General features: G+C 69.3%; 27 protein-coding genes and 1 pseudogene. 5 read left to right on the forward strand and 23 right to left on the reverse strand.

Annotated features, from left to right (window positions below; all coding sequences use genetic code 11):
* The first annotated feature begins 231 nt into the window (after positions 1 to 231).
* Entirely contained in the window at positions 232 to 945 is a 714-nt protein-coding gene (locus STRAU_RS42585) for a hypothetical protein (RefSeq protein WP_158692159.1), read from the forward strand.
* Positions 946 to 1175: 230 nt separating this feature from the next.
* On the opposite strand, the gene STRAU_RS30175 is transcribed toward STRAU_RS42585, so the two are convergent.
* The 22 genes from STRAU_RS30175 to STRAU_RS30280 all read right to left on the reverse strand — a co-directional run bounded on the left by STRAU_RS30175 (position 1176) and on the right by STRAU_RS30280 (position 12943).
* Positions 1176 to 2072, reverse strand: coding sequence for a hypothetical protein (locus tag STRAU_RS30175; protein ID WP_016644211.1), 897 nt, complete (start codon positions 2070 to 2072; stop codon positions 1176 to 1178).
* 94 nt (positions 2073 to 2166) lie between these two features.
* Complete coding sequence (locus STRAU_RS30180) at positions 2167 to 2403, reverse strand: hypothetical protein (protein WP_037662922.1); 237 nt, start codon at positions 2401 to 2403, stop codon at positions 2167 to 2169.
* A 5-nt stretch (positions 2404 to 2408) separates the two neighbouring features.
* Positions 2409 to 2744 carry a hypothetical protein gene (locus STRAU_RS30185; protein ID WP_016644213.1) on the reverse strand — a complete coding sequence of 112 codons (336 nt, stop codon included), beginning with the start codon at positions 2742 to 2744 and terminating at the stop codon, positions 2409 to 2411.
* 32 nt (positions 2745 to 2776) lie between these two features.
* Positions 2777 to 2983 (reverse strand): hypothetical protein, encoded by a 207-nt coding sequence (locus STRAU_RS30190; RefSeq protein ID WP_016644214.1) that lies wholly within the window; start codon positions 2981 to 2983, stop codon positions 2777 to 2779.
* Entirely contained in the window at positions 2980 to 3570 is a 591-nt protein-coding gene (locus tag STRAU_RS43135) for a hypothetical protein (RefSeq protein ID WP_016644216.1), read from the reverse strand. Before STRAU_RS43135 ends, STRAU_RS30190 begins: the two co-directional genes overlap by 4 nt.
* 32 nt (positions 3571 to 3602) lie before the next feature.
* Positions 3603 to 3830, reverse strand: coding sequence for a hypothetical protein (locus STRAU_RS30200; protein WP_016644215.1), 228 nt, complete (start codon positions 3828 to 3830; stop codon positions 3603 to 3605).
* Entirely contained in the window at positions 3827 to 4318 is a 492-nt protein-coding gene (locus STRAU_RS30205; protein WP_016644217.1) for a hypothetical protein, read from the reverse strand. Before STRAU_RS30205 ends, STRAU_RS30200 begins: the two co-directional genes overlap by 4 nt.
* Positions 4315 to 5244 (reverse strand): hypothetical protein, encoded by a 930-nt coding sequence (locus tag STRAU_RS30210; RefSeq protein WP_037662874.1) that lies wholly within the window; start codon positions 5242 to 5244, stop codon positions 4315 to 4317. The genes STRAU_RS30205 and STRAU_RS30210 overlap by 4 nt, the downstream gene beginning before the upstream one ends.
* An 11-nt stretch (positions 5245 to 5255) precedes the next feature.
* Positions 5256 to 5588: a hypothetical protein gene (locus STRAU_RS30215; RefSeq protein ID WP_037662877.1), complete on the reverse strand. Its 333-nt coding sequence runs from the start codon at positions 5586 to 5588 to the stop codon at positions 5256 to 5258.
* Positions 5585 to 6025 (reverse strand): hypothetical protein, encoded by a 441-nt coding sequence (locus STRAU_RS30220; RefSeq protein WP_016644220.1) that lies wholly within the window; start codon positions 6023 to 6025, stop codon positions 5585 to 5587. The genes STRAU_RS30215 and STRAU_RS30220 overlap by 4 nt, the downstream gene beginning before the upstream one ends.
* Before the next feature lie 7 nt (positions 6026 to 6032).
* On the reverse strand, positions 6033 to 6305 hold the full coding sequence (locus STRAU_RS30225) for a hypothetical protein (RefSeq protein ID WP_016644221.1): 273 nt from the start codon (positions 6303 to 6305) through the stop codon (positions 6033 to 6035).
* A 2-nt stretch (positions 6306 to 6307) separates the two neighbouring features.
* Positions 6308 to 7414 (reverse strand): adenine nucleotide alpha hydrolase family protein, encoded by a 1107-nt coding sequence (locus STRAU_RS30230; RefSeq protein WP_259300022.1) that lies wholly within the window; start codon positions 7412 to 7414, stop codon positions 6308 to 6310.
* Entirely contained in the window at positions 7411 to 8031 is a 621-nt protein-coding gene (locus STRAU_RS30235; RefSeq protein ID WP_016644223.1) for a RuvC family protein, read from the reverse strand. The genes STRAU_RS30230 and STRAU_RS30235 overlap by 4 nt, the downstream gene beginning before the upstream one ends.
* Positions 8028 to 8489: a phiSA1p31-related protein gene (locus STRAU_RS30240; RefSeq protein WP_016644224.1), complete on the reverse strand. Its 462-nt coding sequence runs from the start codon at positions 8487 to 8489 to the stop codon at positions 8028 to 8030. The genes STRAU_RS30235 and STRAU_RS30240 overlap by 4 nt, the downstream gene beginning before the upstream one ends.
* Positions 8486 to 9295 carry an exonuclease domain-containing protein gene (locus STRAU_RS30245; RefSeq protein ID WP_016644225.1) on the reverse strand — a complete coding sequence of 270 codons (810 nt, stop codon included), beginning with the start codon at positions 9293 to 9295 and terminating at the stop codon, positions 8486 to 8488. The genes STRAU_RS30240 and STRAU_RS30245 overlap by 4 nt, the downstream gene beginning before the upstream one ends.
* Positions 9295 to 10353 carry a recombination directionality factor gene (locus STRAU_RS30250; protein ID WP_259300023.1) on the reverse strand — a complete coding sequence of 353 codons (1059 nt, stop codon included), beginning with the start codon at positions 10351 to 10353 and terminating at the stop codon, positions 9295 to 9297. The genes STRAU_RS30245 and STRAU_RS30250 overlap by 1 nt, the downstream gene beginning before the upstream one ends.
* A 2-nt stretch (positions 10354 to 10355) precedes the next feature.
* Positions 10356 to 11165 (reverse strand): hypothetical protein, encoded by an 810-nt coding sequence (locus tag STRAU_RS30255; protein ID WP_259300024.1) that lies wholly within the window; start codon positions 11163 to 11165, stop codon positions 10356 to 10358.
* A 17-nt stretch (positions 11166 to 11182) separates the two neighbouring features.
* Entirely contained in the window at positions 11183 to 11518 is a 336-nt protein-coding gene (locus STRAU_RS30260) for a hypothetical protein (RefSeq protein ID WP_158692160.1), read from the reverse strand.
* Complete coding sequence (locus STRAU_RS30265; RefSeq protein WP_016644230.1) at positions 11515 to 12000, reverse strand: hypothetical protein; 486 nt, start codon at positions 11998 to 12000, stop codon at positions 11515 to 11517. Before STRAU_RS30265 ends, STRAU_RS30260 begins: the two co-directional genes overlap by 4 nt.
* Entirely contained in the window at positions 11997 to 12350 is a 354-nt protein-coding gene (locus STRAU_RS30270; protein ID WP_016644229.1) for a hypothetical protein, read from the reverse strand. Before STRAU_RS30270 ends, STRAU_RS30265 begins: the two co-directional genes overlap by 4 nt.
* Positions 12351 to 12452: 102 nt before the next feature.
* A complete protein-coding gene (locus tag STRAU_RS30275) occupies positions 12453 to 12686 on the reverse strand; it encodes a hypothetical protein (protein WP_016644232.1) in 234 nt (77 codons plus the stop codon).
* Entirely contained in the window at positions 12683 to 12943 is a 261-nt protein-coding gene (locus STRAU_RS30280; protein ID WP_016644231.1) for a helix-turn-helix domain-containing protein, read from the reverse strand. The genes STRAU_RS30275 and STRAU_RS30280 overlap by 4 nt, the downstream gene beginning before the upstream one ends.
* A 242-nt stretch (positions 12944 to 13185) precedes the next feature.
* Between STRAU_RS30280 and STRAU_RS30285 the strand changes: the two genes are divergently transcribed.
* The 4 genes and pseudogenes from STRAU_RS30285 to STRAU_RS30300 all read left to right on the forward strand — a co-directional run.
* Positions 13186 to 13656 (forward strand): helix-turn-helix domain-containing protein, encoded by a 471-nt coding sequence (locus tag STRAU_RS30285; RefSeq protein ID WP_037662882.1) that lies wholly within the window; start codon positions 13186 to 13188, stop codon positions 13654 to 13656.
* Between the two features lie 86 nt (positions 13657 to 13742).
* Positions 13743 to 14030, forward strand: a complete 288-nt coding sequence (locus tag STRAU_RS30290; RefSeq protein WP_158692161.1) for a hypothetical protein — start codon at positions 13743 to 13745, stop codon at positions 14028 to 14030.
* A gap of 13 nt (positions 14031 to 14043) precedes the next feature.
* Positions 14044 to 15675 (forward strand): recombinase family protein, encoded by a 1632-nt coding sequence (locus STRAU_RS30295; RefSeq protein WP_016644234.1) that lies wholly within the window; start codon positions 14044 to 14046, stop codon positions 15673 to 15675.
* A 58-nt stretch (positions 15676 to 15733) separates the two neighbouring features.
* Positions 15734 to 16525: pseudogene (locus tag STRAU_RS30300) on the forward strand (pirin family protein); the annotation flags it as partial.
* Between the two features lie 18 nt (positions 16526 to 16543).
* Here STRAU_RS30300 and STRAU_RS30305 read toward each other — a convergent pair.
* Positions 16544 to 17335: an ABC transporter permease gene (locus STRAU_RS30305; protein ID WP_016644236.1), complete on the reverse strand. Its 792-nt coding sequence runs from the start codon at positions 17333 to 17335 to the stop codon at positions 16544 to 16546.
* Positions 17336 to 17430 lie beyond the last annotated feature (95 nt).

Raw genomic sequence — 17430 nt, forward strand, 5'->3', positions numbered from 1 at the left:
TCGCTGTCTGGTCGAGAGGGCTACGGGCTGCCTGGTACAGGTACCCCCTGGGAGCCGTACCGACTGTTCGATCAGAACGGGGCCATCATCGAGGCCGGTCACCCGCAGGCTCCGGACGGGTGACGGCTGCCGAACTGCACCACGGTGAGCCCCTCTATATGGCAGGCTTCAGTTCAGCGGTCAGCATGTCATATTTCTCTTGAAGTAGAAACCATTAGGAGGCCGGACAAAATGGCGGACAGTCAACGGTGCGCAGTCCTCAGGGAACATATGGATGCCCTCGGCGGCAGCGGGGCCACTGGTGGTGGACCTGGTGTCTCTGCAGGCTATTTGGCAGTGTATGCTCAGTATCTTTATTACGGCTGCTCGATTGACGATCTCTCTGATGAACTTGGCGACGATGGCCAGTTGGGTGCGTTTCGTTTCTCCAGGCCATTCGAAAACGGGGGTAATACTTTCAGGATGAAAGTCAACCCGGAAACTGGAGTTGCTGAAAGCGGAAGGGACAGGGAAGGGCCGTCCGAGGACACCGGGCATTGGTCTCAGCGCTTCACGATCGCCGGAGTGGAAAGCAAGCCTCTAGCCGCTCCGCAGTCCGGCTCCGACTATGCGATGCTCATGCAATTGCACGTCACGGATGGACCCAATGCGGGAATGTGTCTCGGGACGACTGGAACCGACACCGCGGTGAAAGTCATGGATTGCGCAACCTCCGGGAAAGATAACTATTGGCGCCTCATCCCCAACGAGAATCGGACAGAGCTGGTGATTGAGAATTGGGGAATGGTTGCGGAATCCGGCGCGGAAGAGGGGAGGTATTACTACAAGGGTGACCTGCGTCCGCTTGAACAGCGCGGATTGCGTTCCGCGTATGCGCTCCGCATTTTTCCGGGTATCCATTACGACTGGATGTCTGCTGGCGCTAGCTGGAGGATTACGCCATAACCTCCCGCCTCCGACTCTGCAGGCTGACGCCTCTCGGTCGCCGTCCTGCACTTCGTTGGCGTGCATCAGCACGGGTGTTGGCGGGATCGACGAGCAGCGGCGCGTACTGCTCGGGGTCGGTGGAGCGAGAGGCGATGATCGCGGGGACGTCGTCGAGGTCGGGAAGTAGCCGACGCCAGACCACGCCGGCCGCCGCCGCACCCCTTGCGAGGTGCGGCGGCGTTCGCATGTCACGCTGCGGCGCGGCGTGAACGTTCGGCCCGCTTCTGGTCGCGCCGACGGCGCCGTCGCGCAGCGGCGGCGACCGCCTCGTGCAACGCGAGCAGCGCCTCGGCCCCCCGCCACACGCGGCGCCCCTCGCCGTCCAGCGACGTCGGGGCGCAGCACGCTGCGCCGGTCTCACAGGTCACGGCCGCGGCATCATCGTCGGCGCCCCGGTGCATCACGAGCTGTCCGGCACACCATGGGCACGGCTGCTCGCCCATGGGCACCGACCTGTGCTCGGCGCCGATGGTGCGCTCGATGCGCCGCGCCGCCTCGCGGGCGACGCGGCCGATCAGACGGCGGTGCGCCAGGGTGAGCGACTCGCACGGGCCCGGCTCGCCCTCGATCCGGGCGAGTAGCCACTTCGCGGCCCGAGGCGCGGTGCGCTCGCGCAAGTTGTAGTGCCACCGCTGCGGGTCTGCCTCGTCGCGGACGGCGAGCAGCGCGAGATCGCGACCGGTCGAGTCGTTGGGGTTGGGGCGGGTCGGGGCACTGATCTGCCGCCGCTGCACCTGCGCCGCGATCTCATCGGCGAGTGAACACAGGGCGGCCTCGACGGCGCGGCTCGCGTCTACGACGTGCAGCCGCAGCGGTGCGGGTTGCTCGGCGAGCACGAGGTGCTCATGCCCGGCGGCCGGCGCCTCGTCCTGGTCGTGGCCGGGGCGGGCGAGGTACTCGGCCGGGGAGAGATGGCCGGCCGCGGCCTCGGCGGCGTCGTGCTCATCGAGGGCACGCAGGTACAGCGAAGGGTTCGCGGGCGGCCAGACGTCCGGCGTCGCCGTGTCGATCAGGGCGCGCAGGTGCGGCCAGTGCTCGACGACGATGCGCAGGGCCTCGGTGGGGGTGCGGGTGGTGTTCTGCATGGCGGGTGCTCCTGGTTGTGCTGTGGGACGTATCGTGATCGCACCGCAGGGGCGCCCCGGATTGCTGGCCGGCAAGGGGCGCCCTGTCGTCATCTCAGGGGGTGGCGTCGAGCTGTACGAACCCGATCTCGAAGCGGCTGCGCCGCATGAGCTCGGAGCGCTCGGGCTCGCACCATCGGTTGGGGTCGAACCCCCACCGAGCCGCGTCCCATTCAGTCGCGCGGTCGCGGTAGTCGAGCCACCGGTCGAGCAGCATGTCGGCGGTCGCGGCGTCGGCCGCCCGCCGAATCCGCTCGGCGAGCGCGTCGAAAGCCTTCGGTGAGGCGGGCACGGCGATCACTTCGTGCCCGGCATGAACCGCGCGATGTCCCGCATCGCTTCGGCCTCGACCAGGTCCCACGCGCGTACAGCGTCGGACAGGATGCGGCGCCGGGCGTCCATCACGGCGCGGTACCCCTGCACCGCCTCGGGCAGCGACGTCGGCTCACTGCGCCCGAGGTGGTGCTCGATCCGGCCCACCGCGGCGGCGTCGAGGATCGTGTCGAGCTCGGCGTAGCGCGGAGCGTCGGTGTGCGATTGCCGATGCCGCCACGCGCGTATCTCGTCGAGGGCAACGCGCAATGGGTCGACGTACTGCTCGTCGGCGGATTGGGTGAGCGTCGTATCGGCCATGGTTCCTCGCTTGTCGTGGGCGCGGGCAGGGGTCACAGGGGGTGCAGGTCGTCGATGCCGCGACCCGGGGTGGCCTCCGGTGCGGCCCGAGTCGCGGGCCGGGCGTACCCGGCGAGCGGGTCCTCGGGCGTGGGGTCCTCGTACAGGTCGGTGAGGTCTTCCTCGCTCATCTGCGCGAGCCGGTCGAGGTCGTCCTCATCGAGGTCGTCGGGGTCGACAGTGAAGTCGTGGGCGCTCACGCCGCGGTGTCCTTGCCGGACTTGAGCCACGGCGCGAGCGCGCCGAGCACGGCGTCGATGCGTCCCGCGGTGCGCTTGGTCATGCAGCGGCACGCCGACGTGCGCTCGCAGTCGGGGCACGGCACGGGCTTGTTCAGGGCGATCTCGACGACGCGGCGCAGCGCGAGCGGCGCGGCCGACGGGTCCGCGGCGGGCTCGCCAACCGGGGCCGGCCGCTCGCCGTCCTGGTCGACGAACTCGATCTCGGTCGCGCCCTGGTGACCGTGGATGAATTCGACGCTCACGCGACCGCGGTCCCAGAACACGGCCGAAGGGTGCTCGCCGCGCCACCGCACGGACGCGGTTCCGTCCGGCCACAGCACGCCGTCGGCAACATCGCCGAGCCCGCTGGTCCCGGAGACGTCACGACCTCGGCGCACGGTGAACCGCAACGGCACGAGGTGCTGATCGGCACGGACAACGTGCCGGCCGGCGAGCTCGCGGGTCGCCTCGTCGATCAGCGCCTGCGCCGCCGGGGGGTCGACGACGCGCCGGGCGAACGCGAGCAGTGCCTCGACGGCGGTCAACGGCTTGTCGGTAGTGGCCATGTGCGGTGTCTCCTTCGAGCGGTGCGGGCCGGTCAGGCGGCCGTGCGAGTGGCAGGGTCCTGCGGGGTGTTCGCGGTGGCGCGGGCGTTCTTGCGGCGCACCGCGACAGCGGAGAGTTCCGCGGCGAGCTCGGCGCGGTGCCGCGCCGCTTCCGGGTCCGGCCCTCGACGCGCTTTGCGCTGCCCTCGCGGCGGGCGGGCGCCGCCGAACGTGCCGTCGGGCACGGTCTCGGCGAGCAGCCGGTCGGCGTAGATCTTCACGACGCGGCCTCGCTCTCGACCGGGGTCGCCCGCGCAGCGCGTAGCGCCTCGCGTGCCTGCCGGTATGCGTCGTTGGGCCGTCCGTCGGCCACCGGGCCCGAGCCGGCGAGCAGCGCCCGCAGCTCGGCCGGCGCCTCGCAGCCGGTGCGCACCGCCTCGCGCTGCGCCCGCAGAGCGGCTCGATAGCCGGGGATGTCGTCGGGGTCGAGGTGAGGGTGCGCCGTTGGCTCGAACGTGCCCGTGTGCCGGCCGAGCCGGTCGCGGGCGACGGACCGCCACCGGGCGGCGATGTCCTTCGGCATGATCGGCCACGCCGACTCGGCGTAGTGCTCGCCGACGGCTCGGCCGGCGAAGTCGAGCGGGACATCACGCAAGATCGCCGCCCACATCGTGAGCTGCGCCGCCTGTTCGGTCTCGGTCGCTTTCACGACGCGGTCGTCGACGAGGGCGATCTGCGACAGCAAGTCGAGGGTGTCGTCGAGGTTCATGAGGCTGTACCTCCGTTCAAGCGGTCGCGCAGCCGGCCGAGGCTGGCGACCTGCTGCTGCGCCTTGCTCGTGGGCTGCTGCGCGAACGGGACGACGACCCCGCCGGGCGCAGCCGGCTCGGTGCGTTCGTTCTCGGCCCACTGCTGCCAGCGGCCGCCGAACCCGGCTGCCTGCACGCCATCGTCGGCCATGCGCCGGACGAACTTCCGCGTGACGGCGGTGAGCTGCTGCGCGGTGAGCCGCGAGCGGCCGCTGTCGGCTCGGGCGAGCTGCGCGGCGCGAACGTCGTCGTCGGTCGGCTGCCAGTCGGCGGGGATTGAAGAGAGAGCTCCACGGCCGCGTGCGCTACTTCCCGCAGACGGCTCTCTACCTGCACCCCCTGAAGGGGAGGGGATGGGAGGGGAGGGGGACGCGTGCGCGCGAGTCCCCCCGTTGTCCCCCGGGGACGGACGGCCGTGACCTGCGCAGTCGCCGCCTTCCGGCGCGCGTTCCGCCGACGATTCGTCGTCGAATCCCTCACGGTCCGGGCGCGAACCTTCGCCGAATCCGCCGTGATTCCCCTCCGGGCCCGTGCCCGCGCGCTGCCTGCGCTTCTTCTCGGCCGCCTTCGACTTGCGGTCGAGTACCTGCCGCCGCGACGGGTTGTATTCGAGGTAGTCGTGAATCATGAAGTCACCCGCGGCCGGCTGAAGGCACTTCGGGTGCCGGCAGGTGTGGCCGCTGGTGTGCCACAGACCGGCCGCCGTGAGCTTGGCGATCTGCGGCTTTGAGCCGTACATCTTCGCGATGACGCCGGGCACGATGCCGTCGGTAAGGTGCTGCGCCGCATACGCGCCGCTGCGCAGCCACAACCCGAGCGCCGCGTTCCCGGCGGCGATCATCTTCGGGTGTGAGTGTGCGTTGTCGTCAACGACGAACCAAGGCATCGGAGTTGCTCCTAGTCGAGGGTGAGCTGTCCCTCGGGGACCGAGGACGTACGAGAGGTGCGAGGACGCGGCACCGGGGCCGCGGCCGCTGCGCACTGGTGGTCGATCACGTGCGGGTGCGGGCACCCGCCGTCGCGGCGGTTACAGTCGGCCCACCGCAGGTCGGGCCCGCCCTTCGTGGTGCGCAGGCACCAGTCGAGGCGGTTCGGCCCGCGCAGCTCCGCGGCCGCGCCCGCGGTCAACTCCTCGGCGTCGGCGGTCACATCGAGTGCCGCCCGGTGGCCGACGAGTTGCCGCAGGACCGTGCGGCCGCAGCGGCAGCGCACACGCCGTGCGCGTGTCACCCGTGCTGCTCGATCCGGCTGCCGCGCCGTGTGCGGGCTGTGTGCGCCTCGAACTCGACCTCGGTCGGATGGTGGGTGAGTGCCTCGGCGACCGCCGCCTCGACGTCGCGGGTACCGGGGCCGAGCTCGTCGAGGGTGCCGTTCATCTTGCGGCGCCGCATCATCGCCCGCATGACCTCGGCGACTTGCGCCGCCTGGTCGTGGTCCTGCGCGACCTCGGCGACCGTGATCCGTAGCTTCACCTGCGGCTCTTTCTCTTCGCCGTCGGCGTGCCCGGTGAAGCTCTTCGAGGTGAGCTCGACGACCGCGAAGACACTCATCCCGGGGTGCTCCCACAGTCCGCGGCGCTGCGCGGCGGTGAGCGCCTGCTGCAGCCAACCGGCGTTTGAGTCGACTTTCACCTCGGGCAGTTGGTCGGGGTCGAGGTTGTGCGGCACGGGTGATTCACTTCCTTCGCCTGCTGTGTGAGAACTGCAGCGCCGCGTACTGCCGAGCGGCCGCTGCTCGTATCGCTGGAATGGGGCATTCGTCGCGGCGGTGCCGGCCGTACGCGATCACGAGCGACTCGACCTCGACGTCGCCCTGCGCGGACTTGCTGAACTGCCCGCACGGGCAGTCGCCATCGGCCGTCGGGATCGCCCGGTTGCTGTCCTTGCGCACCCGCAGCCCGTAGCCGGGGTGCGGGTCGCAGATCGTCGGCCCGATAGGGCCGGCCACCCCTAATCACCCTCATCGGCGGTCGGCTCGTCGCTGCGGCACGACCAGGGCGAGCAACTGCCGTATTCGCCTTCTTCGAGCGCCTCGGCCTCAACGTCCGCGACAGCATCGAAGAAGTTGAGCTGCCGGTCGGCCCACTCGCCGCGGGTGACCTTGTCGATCGGTGCCTCGGCGAGTGGCAGCAGACTGCGGTGCAGGTAGGGGGCCTTCTTGATGCCGCGGTGTGGCACCTCGCGCATCTTGCCGTCGAAGGCGACGGCGTCGTCCCACTCAGGAGCGGCGAACCCCGCGCACGCCCGCGGAGCATCATGCGGGCAGACATCACACAACAGACGGTCACCTACCGTGACATGTTCGTCCCGGAGGTGCCCGCAGTGGCAGGTGTCGCGCAGTGCCCGCCATGCCCGGTTGCCATGGAACGGGCAGCCGATGCAAGCCGACTTCGGGGTCTCGCCCCAACCGTGCGCACGCAGGTAGCGGATGCAGTCATTGCGGGTCCACCCCTCGCGCCCGTCGGCGGCGCCGGCGAGGTGGAGCAGCGGGAAGTCGTTCTTGAGGTACTGAACGTGTGCGTCCTTCGCGCGCTGGAACTCGTCACGGCTGATACCGATCGAGCTGAGCGCATAGGTCCCGCGCGGCACGGGGCGGGGGTGTGGATATCCGAGACGGCGCCGTACTTCCTGCTTGAACGGGACGAGCTTGTACTCGTCCGTGCACTGGCGCCGTACCATGGCCGCGCTCTTGTCCTCACGGTCTGCCACGAACACCGGCATACGCATCCACGAGTCGGGACGCAGCGAGTCGGCCCGCAGATCGCCCGATGACCGTTTCCCCTGGCCACCCAGGGCGCGGACCCGAACGATCGGTATACCGGCCGGCTCGGCGACTTCGCGCTCCAAACGGTCCAGGTGCTCATACACGGCGCGGGGCTCCCAGCCGGTATCGGCAAAGATCGCGACGTCGTACTTCGGCAGCACGCCCTCGGCGGACAGCAGCAGCAACGTTGTTGACTGAACACCCGCGCCAAGAGACAGCGCGTGCAGGGCGGGGGAGGTCACGGGAGTCTCCGAGTTCTGCATAGACAGGTTGGGTGGGGTGCGGAGGGTCATCGCGTCACTCCCGTCACGCACAGGGCGCGGACACCGGCCGGCCACGCGACGACGTGCAGCCGCTTGCGCTGCGCCGGCGGCAGATCGAAGAGCGGCACCCCGTACGCCTCGTGACCGGCGGCGCGCAGCCACCAGGCGTCGCACTGGTCGCCGCCCTTGTCGTCGGCGAACTCGGCGCCCGCCGCGAGGTACGCGGCCGCGGCCATCTGCGCTTTGTCGGCCCGGCCGTAGTCGCAGGCATAGCTCTTGAGGGTCGCCGGCACGATGCGCGCGTACGGCACGCCGGCGTCGAGCAGCTCGCACAGCACCGGGCCGTGCACCTTCGCCGTCAACCCGGCCGCCATGGCGTGCTTGGGCAGATCCTCGATCACGGTGAGGTGCGGGCGGTGCGCGGCCAGTGCCGCACGGATGTTGTCCCGGATGGCGACGAGACGGCGGTCGCCGTCCTTGCCGCGGGTCTTGATCCGGTACGTGCTGCCGTCGGGCAGGCACACACCCGTCGAGGTAAGCGACAAGTCGAGGCCGATCACCCGCAGTTCACCCTCGGCGACGACCCGGTCGTCGAGCGGTGCGAGCACGCCCGGTGCGATCAGTCCGGGAACCGTGGCGGTCGTCATGCCGCACCGCCCGAGAGCGGCGCGATCGGCCCCCACAGGGCGCGCACCACGTCGAGCGACTGCACCTCGGCGCCGTCAGCGCTGCGCATGATCGGCGTGCCCTGCCGGTCGAGGCTGCCATGCCACCGCCACGAACGGTCGGCCGCATCCGTCCACGGCAACGACAAGTCCCACGCGTGCCCGGTGCCGTCCGTCCACATCTTCCGCTCGCGGTCGAGGGTGCCCGCGTGGCTGATCAGCGGCTCGGCCGGCCGCTCGTGCTGCGGCTCGGCGCCGATGCCCGGAGTGCAGGGGTAGGGCGGGTGCTCCGCGTCGAGTCGGTCGGCGATGCCGCGCAGCAGCGCCGCGGCGAACCGGTTGCACAGCGCGGGGTTCTGCACCTCGTACGAGCCGTCGCGCTCGACGAGGACGACGAGCGCCTGCTCGTCGAGGTCAACGAATCGGAAGTTGGACGTCATGCGAGTGCCCCCTCGGTGATCGTCTCGACCCACGGGCGCAGCGGCCACGACCGGTCGACGACGGCGCCCGGGTCGGTCTTGCGGAAGTGCTCTTCGAGTCCGGCCGCCTGATCCGCGGCCCACGTGATCTGTGCGGAGTGCAGCTCGGCGAGGTCGAGCCCGCCGAGCTCGTGAAACCGCGGCCGCCGAGCGGTCTGGATCGCCTCGGGCCAGTCCGCCCGCGGCATGTGGGCGAGCTGCCCGATCCGGTAAGCGACCCGGGCGGCGACGAGCGCGTCGTACGCGCAGCCATGCGCCGCGCCCTCGTCCCACGACAGCCCGTAGACCTGCGCGAGGGTGATGAGCTGCCTCGCCCCCTGGCCCTTCGACGGGCGCCTGCGGTACGGCAACGCGTGCGTGTCGAGCACCCGCGTGTCGATCACGTACAACGGCGTCTCGCCGATCCGGTCGCACAGCGTCGGCAGCTCATAGCGGCGGCACTCGCGGTCGAGCAGCGTGAGGTCGTACGGCACGTTGTGCCCCACCACCGGCACCGCGTCGCGCACCTGCACCGCGAGGAACCCGGCGACCTGATCGACGACCGTCTCGGCCGGTCCGCCGTCCGCGCGGGCGCGCTCGGTCGTGATGCCGTGCACCGTCGTCGCCTCGGCCGGAATGTCGATGCCGGGATCGGCGAGCCACTCGTGCCCCTCGCCGTCCTCACCGCCGCCGAGTGCGAGCGCCGCGGCGGTCACGATCCGGTCGGCCTCGACGTCGACGCCCGTAGTCTCCAGGTCGAAGGCGCACAGCCTGCCGAGGTGCCACATCAGCGGCCACCCCCGCCCGGCCGCGCAGCCTCGGGCCACACCGTCGACACATACGCGGCGGGCGGCTCGGCCTCGCTCTCGCCGACGACCTCGGCGTCGTAAACGCCCTCGTCGTCCGGCCCGCCCTCGTCCTGGTCGCCGACCTCGCCCGAGCGAGGGTCGATGCCCTTCGCGATGTCGTCGGCGATCGCCTTGAGGTCGTCGCGCAGCTCATCGGAGCCGTGCCCGGCCGCCCGCGCGCGCTGCCACACGGCGAGCACGTCGTCGGCGGTGCGGCACCTGCGCGCCTCGTCGAGGTAGTCCGGCCGCGGCGCCTCGATCGCCGGGCGCTCGACGAGCACGCCGGGGTCGAGGGCGGCCGCGGTCGACAGCGGGCCCGACAGCGCGTGCCGCAGCTTGGGCAGGCTCGGCACGACCATGACGACCGGGAAGTTCTTCGTCTTGCCGTTGCGCACCGCCGAGCGCTGCTCGATCCACATGCGGACCGGCATCAGCGACTCGCCGCCGGTCGCCTGCAGCACGATGTCGAGCCCGCCCGCCATGGCGTCGGCCGCGTAATACGACTTGGATTCCAGCCGCCACACGCCGAGATCAGGCATGTCGGCCAACATCACGTTGATGCGGCTCGTCGGACGGCACACCTCACGCGCCGAGCGCAGGTGCCACTCGTCGCCGAACTGCGCGAGGCACAAGCACGGCTTGCGGCTGAGCTTCTCCGTCTCGCCGTCGCAGCGCCGGGCGCACCCACCGCCCGACCACATCTCGTAAGACTGCGACAACGGGTCGCCGGCGGGCAGGATCGCCTCGATCTGCTGCGCCTGCGAGATCACGCGGAACTGCGCGATGCTCTGGTTCTGCGGTGTCCACTGCTCGACCTCGCCGCCCCACAACTCGGCTGCCGCGGCGACGTAGTTGCGACGGTGCGAAGTGAAGACGAACGTCTCGGACTTGACCGGGATCGGCCGCTTCTTCGGGTCCGGGTTCGGCCGGCTGTAGCCGGTGCGGATACGGCCAAGCTCGGCCGCCTGCCGCTGCATGGTCAGAATGCGGCTACCCATGATCAGGCTGCCTTTCGAGTCTGCGACCCCGGCGCCCACGGCGGCAGGATCGTCGGGTACGCGCTCGGCGCGCCATGCAGGTAGCGGGCCGTGCGCACAGTGCCCAGGAACGCGCGGAACTGCGCGCGGCCGGACGGCACTTCGATGAACCGATGCGCGCGCGGCCGCAGGTTGAGCAGCGCCGTACGGTGCACGCGCGGCGCCTCGATCTCGCTGTCGTCCGGCAGCAGCGCAACGGGCGCGTGCCGCAGCGCGGCGAGCTGCAGCGGCTGCTCGTCATAGACCGTCGTCGACGGCTTGCGGGCGGCCGACTTGTAGTCGACGAGCCACAACTGCCGCCGCCGGAACCGGCCGGTCGGCAGCCACAGCCACAGATCACCCGTGCCCGCGTAGCCGTACCGGCGGTGCAGCACAGTCATCTCGGTCGACTCGATGTCGCGCTCGAAGTCCACCCGCCACAGCCGGAAGAACCGCGCGAGCTGCACCGCGTACGGCTCGACCTCGGGATCGGCCGGGAACGGGCTGCCGATAGCGATCGCCTGCGCCCGGTTGTGAATGCGCGTCCCGAGCCTGCGCGCCCGCTCGGCGCTGCTGTTCGGCAAGGCGACGAGCTCACGACGCAACCGGGTCGGCTCAAGACGCGCACGGCGCGCGGTCCGGATCGGGTCGGCGATGACGGCGTCGGCGACGAGCCCGGAGCCCCACGGCACAAGCGCAGGCTTGTGCACGCCCGTGCCGAGTGCGTTCGTGACACTGATCAGGTCGGGGCCCCCGGCAGGGTCGGTGTAGTACCGACCCCGCTCGGTCGCCACGGCGTGACGAGGACCGGTCACCGGGCACCACCCGCCCACACCCACACGTCAGCCCGACCAATGCGCGTCCCGGCGATGTAGTCACCGATGCGCGCCCGCCGCCTCGCCCGCCGCAGACTCCCCTCGGGCAACGCACGGGGCCGGACCGGGCAACGGCACGGCAGCGCCTCGGGGTACTCGCACGGCAGCCGGTGCGCGTGGGCGGACGCGCCTTCGAGCGGCTGACTGCCGCTGTCGGTGTCTTGCTCCCGAACGATGGCGTCGTGCTCGACCTGGTCGAGCAACCGATCAGCGCCCGGTGCTCCGTATCCGGCCCGCAGCAGAGCGGCGTGCACCTCACTGCGGGCACTCATGCGGCCGCACCGCCCTCGGCCCGCTGCCCCGGTATCGCCTGCGGCGCGGCACGCACGAGCATCTGCTCGGCGAGGCGCAGAACCTGCGGCCTGTAGACGGGCATCTTCGTGCCGACATCGGCGACTAAGTCGGCGACGAGGCACTCGAACGGCAGATCTCCGGGGCGCTCGATCAGATGCGGGTCGCGGGACCGCACGTCGACGAGACCGTCGAAGCGGTCACCGTACTTGTCTCCGAGCAGAAGCTCGACGATGTCGTACACGACATGCTGCACGAACGCCTCGACATCAAGGGTCACGCCCGTCGGGATCGGTTCGACGTAGACACGGAACGGGCCATCGACAGGCGCGGTCCGCTGCACGAGCAGACGCGCGTCGTCGAGGCACTGCGCGACCTCGCGGGCGACATCAGTCGAGGTGCCGTGCACGATCGCGGCGGCGATGACACGGGCCGCTGTCTCGACGGCGGGATTCTCACTCATGCCGACACCGGCCTGCGAAACTCGACAGGCACCGACTCGTCGCACACGACCGCGACGTGAACTCGTACCGCTACCTTCGAACGGTTCCGTCCGGAGGGCGTCTCGGTGCGCAGCGTCCACAGCGAGGCACCGTCGAGTTCGGGCGCGCGGTTGGACTCGCCGCCGAGGGCGTACACCCACGTCGCGTACTGCTCGATGTCGCCGACGATGACGTGCACGGCGTCGTCGCGGACGACGGTCCGGAGCTGCGGGAGGTTGTTCGAGGCGATGGCGGTTTCGACGGCGGTGAGCCGCTGCTCGTCGGTCTGTCGACCTGCGGCGTAGGGGAGTTGGATAGGCTGAACGCTCACGGCGCCTGCCTCGCTTTCTTCCTGTGACGGATGAGTGGGGCGTGCGCGCCCCGGGGTCGTCTCCGCTGCTTGGCCGTTGCGGGACGGCCCCTCTTGCGTTGGCTAGGCGGCGAGCGGCAGTTCGGTGGGCAGCGCTGCCTCGCGCTCGCGGCGTGCAGTGATCTCGGCCTCGATCGCCTCGACCGAACCGAGCGGATGACCGGGGTAGAACGCGGCCTCGGCCGCCTCGCGGGGGGTGCGTGCCGCTCGCTCGGCGACGGCGTCGACGAGTGCGGCAGCAGCGGCTCGTATCGCCCGCTCGCGCTCGGGCGACAGCTCGACAAGACGGGCACTCATGCCGCGATCGCCTTCACGTCCGGCTGCTTTGCTCGCTGCGCCGTTACCGTTCCGAACGCGAACACGTCGTCGAAGGCCACGCCGTAGGCCGAGCAGATCGCCGCAACGGTGCTGCTGCTGACCGGCCCGCCGGCGCGGATCCGGTGCAGCGTGCCGGTGCCGAGGCCGGTTGCATGCGACTGGAGCTCGTAAGTGGCGTGGCCGCGGGATTCGACGAGGTCGAGGAAGTCCCCGATCTTGAGCACGATGGTTTCCATCGACTTCCTTCCACTGCTGGAAGTTCCAGTGATGGAAGGAAGCTAACATGATCCTTCCAGTGCTGGAAGTTCCGATGTCGGAAGTCGTGAAGATTCGTGATCCGATTGCGCAATACGTACAGATGTTCGAAGATGGTGCGACGTGCGCTAACGGAGGGAGGTTGCACACCAGGCGCGTTGACGTGTCCTTCCATTGGTGGAATGTCGACTAACCGTCGTTCCACTAGCGGTAGCCTGCGCGCATGCGGAGACGAGATCACAGTGAGAGTCCGGGGGAGCGCCCCACCTGGCTCGATTGGCTAACGGGCGTACTGACCGACCTCGGATACGAGGTGAAGAACCCGCGCGGCGGCGGCCGGGCGAAGCTGGCGAGGGATACCGGTCTCTCGGCGTCCATCGTTGCTCGGCTGATGGATGGTCAGGCGCCCTCGTACGAGAGCCTGCTTGCGATCGCCAGGGGTACCGGTATCCCGCTAACCGATCTGCTCGTTCGAACCGGCCGCGCGACAGAGGACGACTTTTCGATTCCAGGCGCGAATATCGGTCAGATTGGGGTATCGTCCGGAAAACCCTTGACGCCAGAAGAGTTGGCCGCGGCAGCCGGGGTGCCGGAAGGCGACCGCGACTGGTTCGTGACGATGATTAGGCGGCTCAGGCTAAGCAACAGCAGCGATGGCGACAGTGCGACGGGGGGTGCTGCCGCGGAGGGGTAAAACACATGCGGGGACGGCAGTCGGTAATAGTTCTGGCCAAGGCTTGCGCGATTGTGGGGGTCGCTCTTGTGCTTTACGGAACGATCATGGATCACACGCCAACGTTCCGAGCCGGAATCCTGACCGCCCTCCTGGCGTCCGGCACGGCGATCGAACTTGGGTCCCGCGCCCACCTCGAACTCCTGATGAGCCATCAGGAAGCCGCCGCCCGCCTCACGATGCAGGAGAGGCAGCGCTACACAGAGATCGGCTACAGAGCGGGCCGACTCGACGCACTGACCCAGGAAACCCACGAGCCGGCGGGCAACGCGCAGATCTTAGAGCTGCCAAACGCCCGTCTCTCGCATCAGATGCGCCGGGACGGCAGCGCCTGAAAATGGGGGCTCCATGGAAAGCAGACCGCGAGGGAAAGTAATCATTCCCCCTGCTCGGTCAATCGTTAAGACGAGCGAGCTAATTCCCGTCATTGGATACGCGCGCGTATCCACATGGCGCGAAGAAATGATTAGTATCGCCATTCAAAAAAGCGTCGTCGAAGAAGCTGCCATTCGGCGCGGACGGTATATCGCGCGCTGGATCGAAGATCCGGACGCAACCGGCCGGAACTTCAAACGAAAAATCATGCAGGGAATCGAGGCAGTCGAACAGGGCCTCTTCCCTGAAATTTGGGTATGGAAGTTCAGCCGCTTCGGCCGCAACCGCTACGGCGTCGCGATCAACCTCGCCCGGATCGAACAAGCCGGCGGGCAACTGCTGAGCGCCACCGAGGACATCGACGCCTCGACCGCGGTCGGCGAGTTCACCCGCGACATGTTGTTCGCAGTCGCAGCCTTCGAGTCCAACCGTGCGGGCGAGCAGTGGAAGGAGACGCACGAGCTAAGGCGGTCCATGGGCCTGCCCGCCACAGGCGGGAAGCGCTTCGGCTACACATGGCACCCCCGCCGCCTCCCGGACGGCGCAGGAGGGTGGACCCTGCAGGATGAGCGCTACGAGATCCTCGATCAGCAAGGCGACATCGTCTTCGACAGCTTCGCGGAGTACCGCCAGGGGAAGACAGGTTTCGGCAAGGTCGCCGTGTGGTGGAACGACCTCGGATTCACCAACACGCGTGGCGACGCGTGGCAAGACCAAACCGTCAAATGGTTCATGGACAGCGGGTTTGCCGCCGGACTACTCCGTGTGCATAAGCCAGACACCCGCTGTCCCAAGCCCGGACGCTGCCAGAAGGAAGAACACCACTACTTCCGGCCAGCCGTGCACCAATCGATCGTGCCTGGCGACGACTGGGAAGACTATTGGGACCGGAGAGCGATTCGGAAGGCCACGCCACCGCGGGCGCTCGAACCTGTGTATCCGCTCGCCGGTCTCATCAAGTGCGGCATATGCCAAGAAAATAAGCGGAGTTCGGCCGGGCAAATCCACTCGTGCAAGGGTGACCCCGGATACGGCTACCGGTGCGGCGCCCGTACCCGACACCACGTCCAACATGAGCCGGTCTACATCCGCCGCCGGATCGTTGAGGACACGGTGCGCGACTGGCTCGTCGACAAGGCAGCCGAGATCGACGCGATCGCCGCCGGGCGGATCGCCCTGCCGAAGCCCCGCAAGTCGCCGGGTGCCGCACAGAAGCGCAAGCGGCTTGAGCAAGAGATCTCGAAGGCGACGAAGGCGATCGACCGCGCGACAGAGGCGTACTCACTCGGGCACGTGCCGCTCGACTCGTACACCAGGACGCGGGACAAGTTCACTCGGCAGCGCGACGAGGCGCAGGCGGAGCTCGACGAGCTGCCCAAGCTCGACGCCGAGCCAGTGAGTCCCGTACCTCACCTTGAGACGGTCCGAGGTCTGATCAAGGAGTGGGACACCATCAGCGTGAAGTCGAAGCGAGTGACCCTCGCCGAGCTCATCAGACGAGTCGAGATCTTCCCGGATGACCGAGTCGAGGTCGTAGCAGTGTGGGACCCGCCGGACCCCCCGCGGGAAGCGAAGAAGAGCGCCGCGCGGCGCGCGATGGCGTAGCGCGCGGTTGTGCTTTGGAGTAGTTGATAGTCGATCACTACGGCCCCGAAAATTGATAGTCGATCACTACGGCCCCGAAGACATCGCCGACGAGCCCGGCATGCAGGTGCCGCCGCACCCGCACATGGGTCTGCAGACGGTGAGCTGGCTGCACGAGGGGGAGGTCCTGCACCGGGACAGCACGGGCAGCCTGCAGACGATCCGCCCGCGCGAACTCGGCCTGATGACGTCCGGCCGGGCCATCTCCCACTCCGAGGAGAGCCCCAAGGCGCACGCCCGCTTCCTGCACGGCGCCCAGCTCTGGGTCGCGCTGCCGGACGCGCACCGGCACACCGAGCCGCGGTTCGAGCACCACGCGGACCTGCCCGTCGTGACGGCGCCGGGCCTCGGCGCGAAGCTGCTCCTGGGCGGTCTTGACGGGGCGGAGTCACCCGGCACGACCTACACGCCGATCGTCGGCGCGGACCTGACCCTCGCCCAGGGAACGGACGTACGCCTTCCGCTGGAGCCCGACTTCGAGTACGCAGTCCTGTCCATGAGGGGCGAGGCCCACGTGGACGGCGTCCCGGTCCTCCCCGGCTCGATGCTGTACCTCGGCTGCGGCCGCACCGAACTCCCCCTGCGCGCCGAGTCCGACGCGAGCCTGATGCTCCTCGGCGGCGAGCCGTTCGAGGAGGAGCTGATCATGTGGTGGAACTTCATCGGGCGTACGCAGGAAGAGATCGAGCAGGCGCGGGCGGACTGGATGACGGGGCCCCGCTTCGGTGACGTGAAGGGCTACGACGGTGCCCCGCTCCCCGCGCCGGAGCTGCCGCCGGTGCCGCTGAAGCCGCGGGGGCGCGTGCGCTGAGCTGCGGTAACGTCTCGGCTACTTCGGGTCGCGGTTGAACCGCGCCGTCGACCAGCGGTAGCCGATCGCGATCAGGCCGGCGCACCAGGCGATCGTGATCCAGCCGTTGTTGCCGATTTCGGTGCCGAGGAGGAGGCCGCGGAGGGTCTCGATGGCGGGGGTGAAGGGCTGGTACTCGGCGATCGGCCGGAACCAGCCCGGCATCGTAGCGGCCGGGATGAACGCGCTGGAGATGAGCGGCAGGAGGATCAGCGGCATGGCCATATTGCCGGCCGCCTCGGGATTCGGACTTGCCGCGCCCATCCCGACCGCGATCCAGGTGAGTGCCAGGGCGAACAGCGTGATCAGCGCGAGCGCCGCGATCCACTCCAGTGCCGTGGCGTCCGTGGAGCGGAAGCCCATCGCCACCCCGACGGCGCCGACGAGGGCCACGCTCATCAGGCACTGCAGCACGCCGCCGACGACATGCCCGACGAGCAGAGAGCCCCGGTAGATCGCCATCGTGCGGAAGCGGGCGGTGAGGCCCTCGGTCATGTCCACGCAGACGGACACCGCGGCCCCGATCACGGTGCTGCCGACGGTCATCAGCAGCAGGCCGGGGACGATATAGGCGATGTAGTCGGAGCGGTCGGCGCCGCCGCCGCCGATGCCCGCGCTCATCACGTCGCCGAAGATGTAGACGAAGAGCAGCAGCATCATGATCGGTGTGAGCAGCAGGTTCAGGGTCCCGGACGGGTAGCGCCATGCGTGCAGGAGGTTGCGGCGCAGCATCGTGTTCGAGTCGCGTACGGCGAGAGAGAGGGAGCTCATCGGACGGAATCCTTGGGCTGGTTGGGGGCGACGGTGCCTCCGGTCAGGGCGAAGAACACGTCGTCGAGGTCGGGTGTGTGCACGGTCAGTTCGTC

This window comes from Streptomyces aurantiacus JA 4570 (genome assembly GCF_000414115.1).
GTDB lineage: Bacteria > Actinomycetota > Actinomycetes > Streptomycetales > Streptomycetaceae > Streptomyces > Streptomyces aurantiacus_A.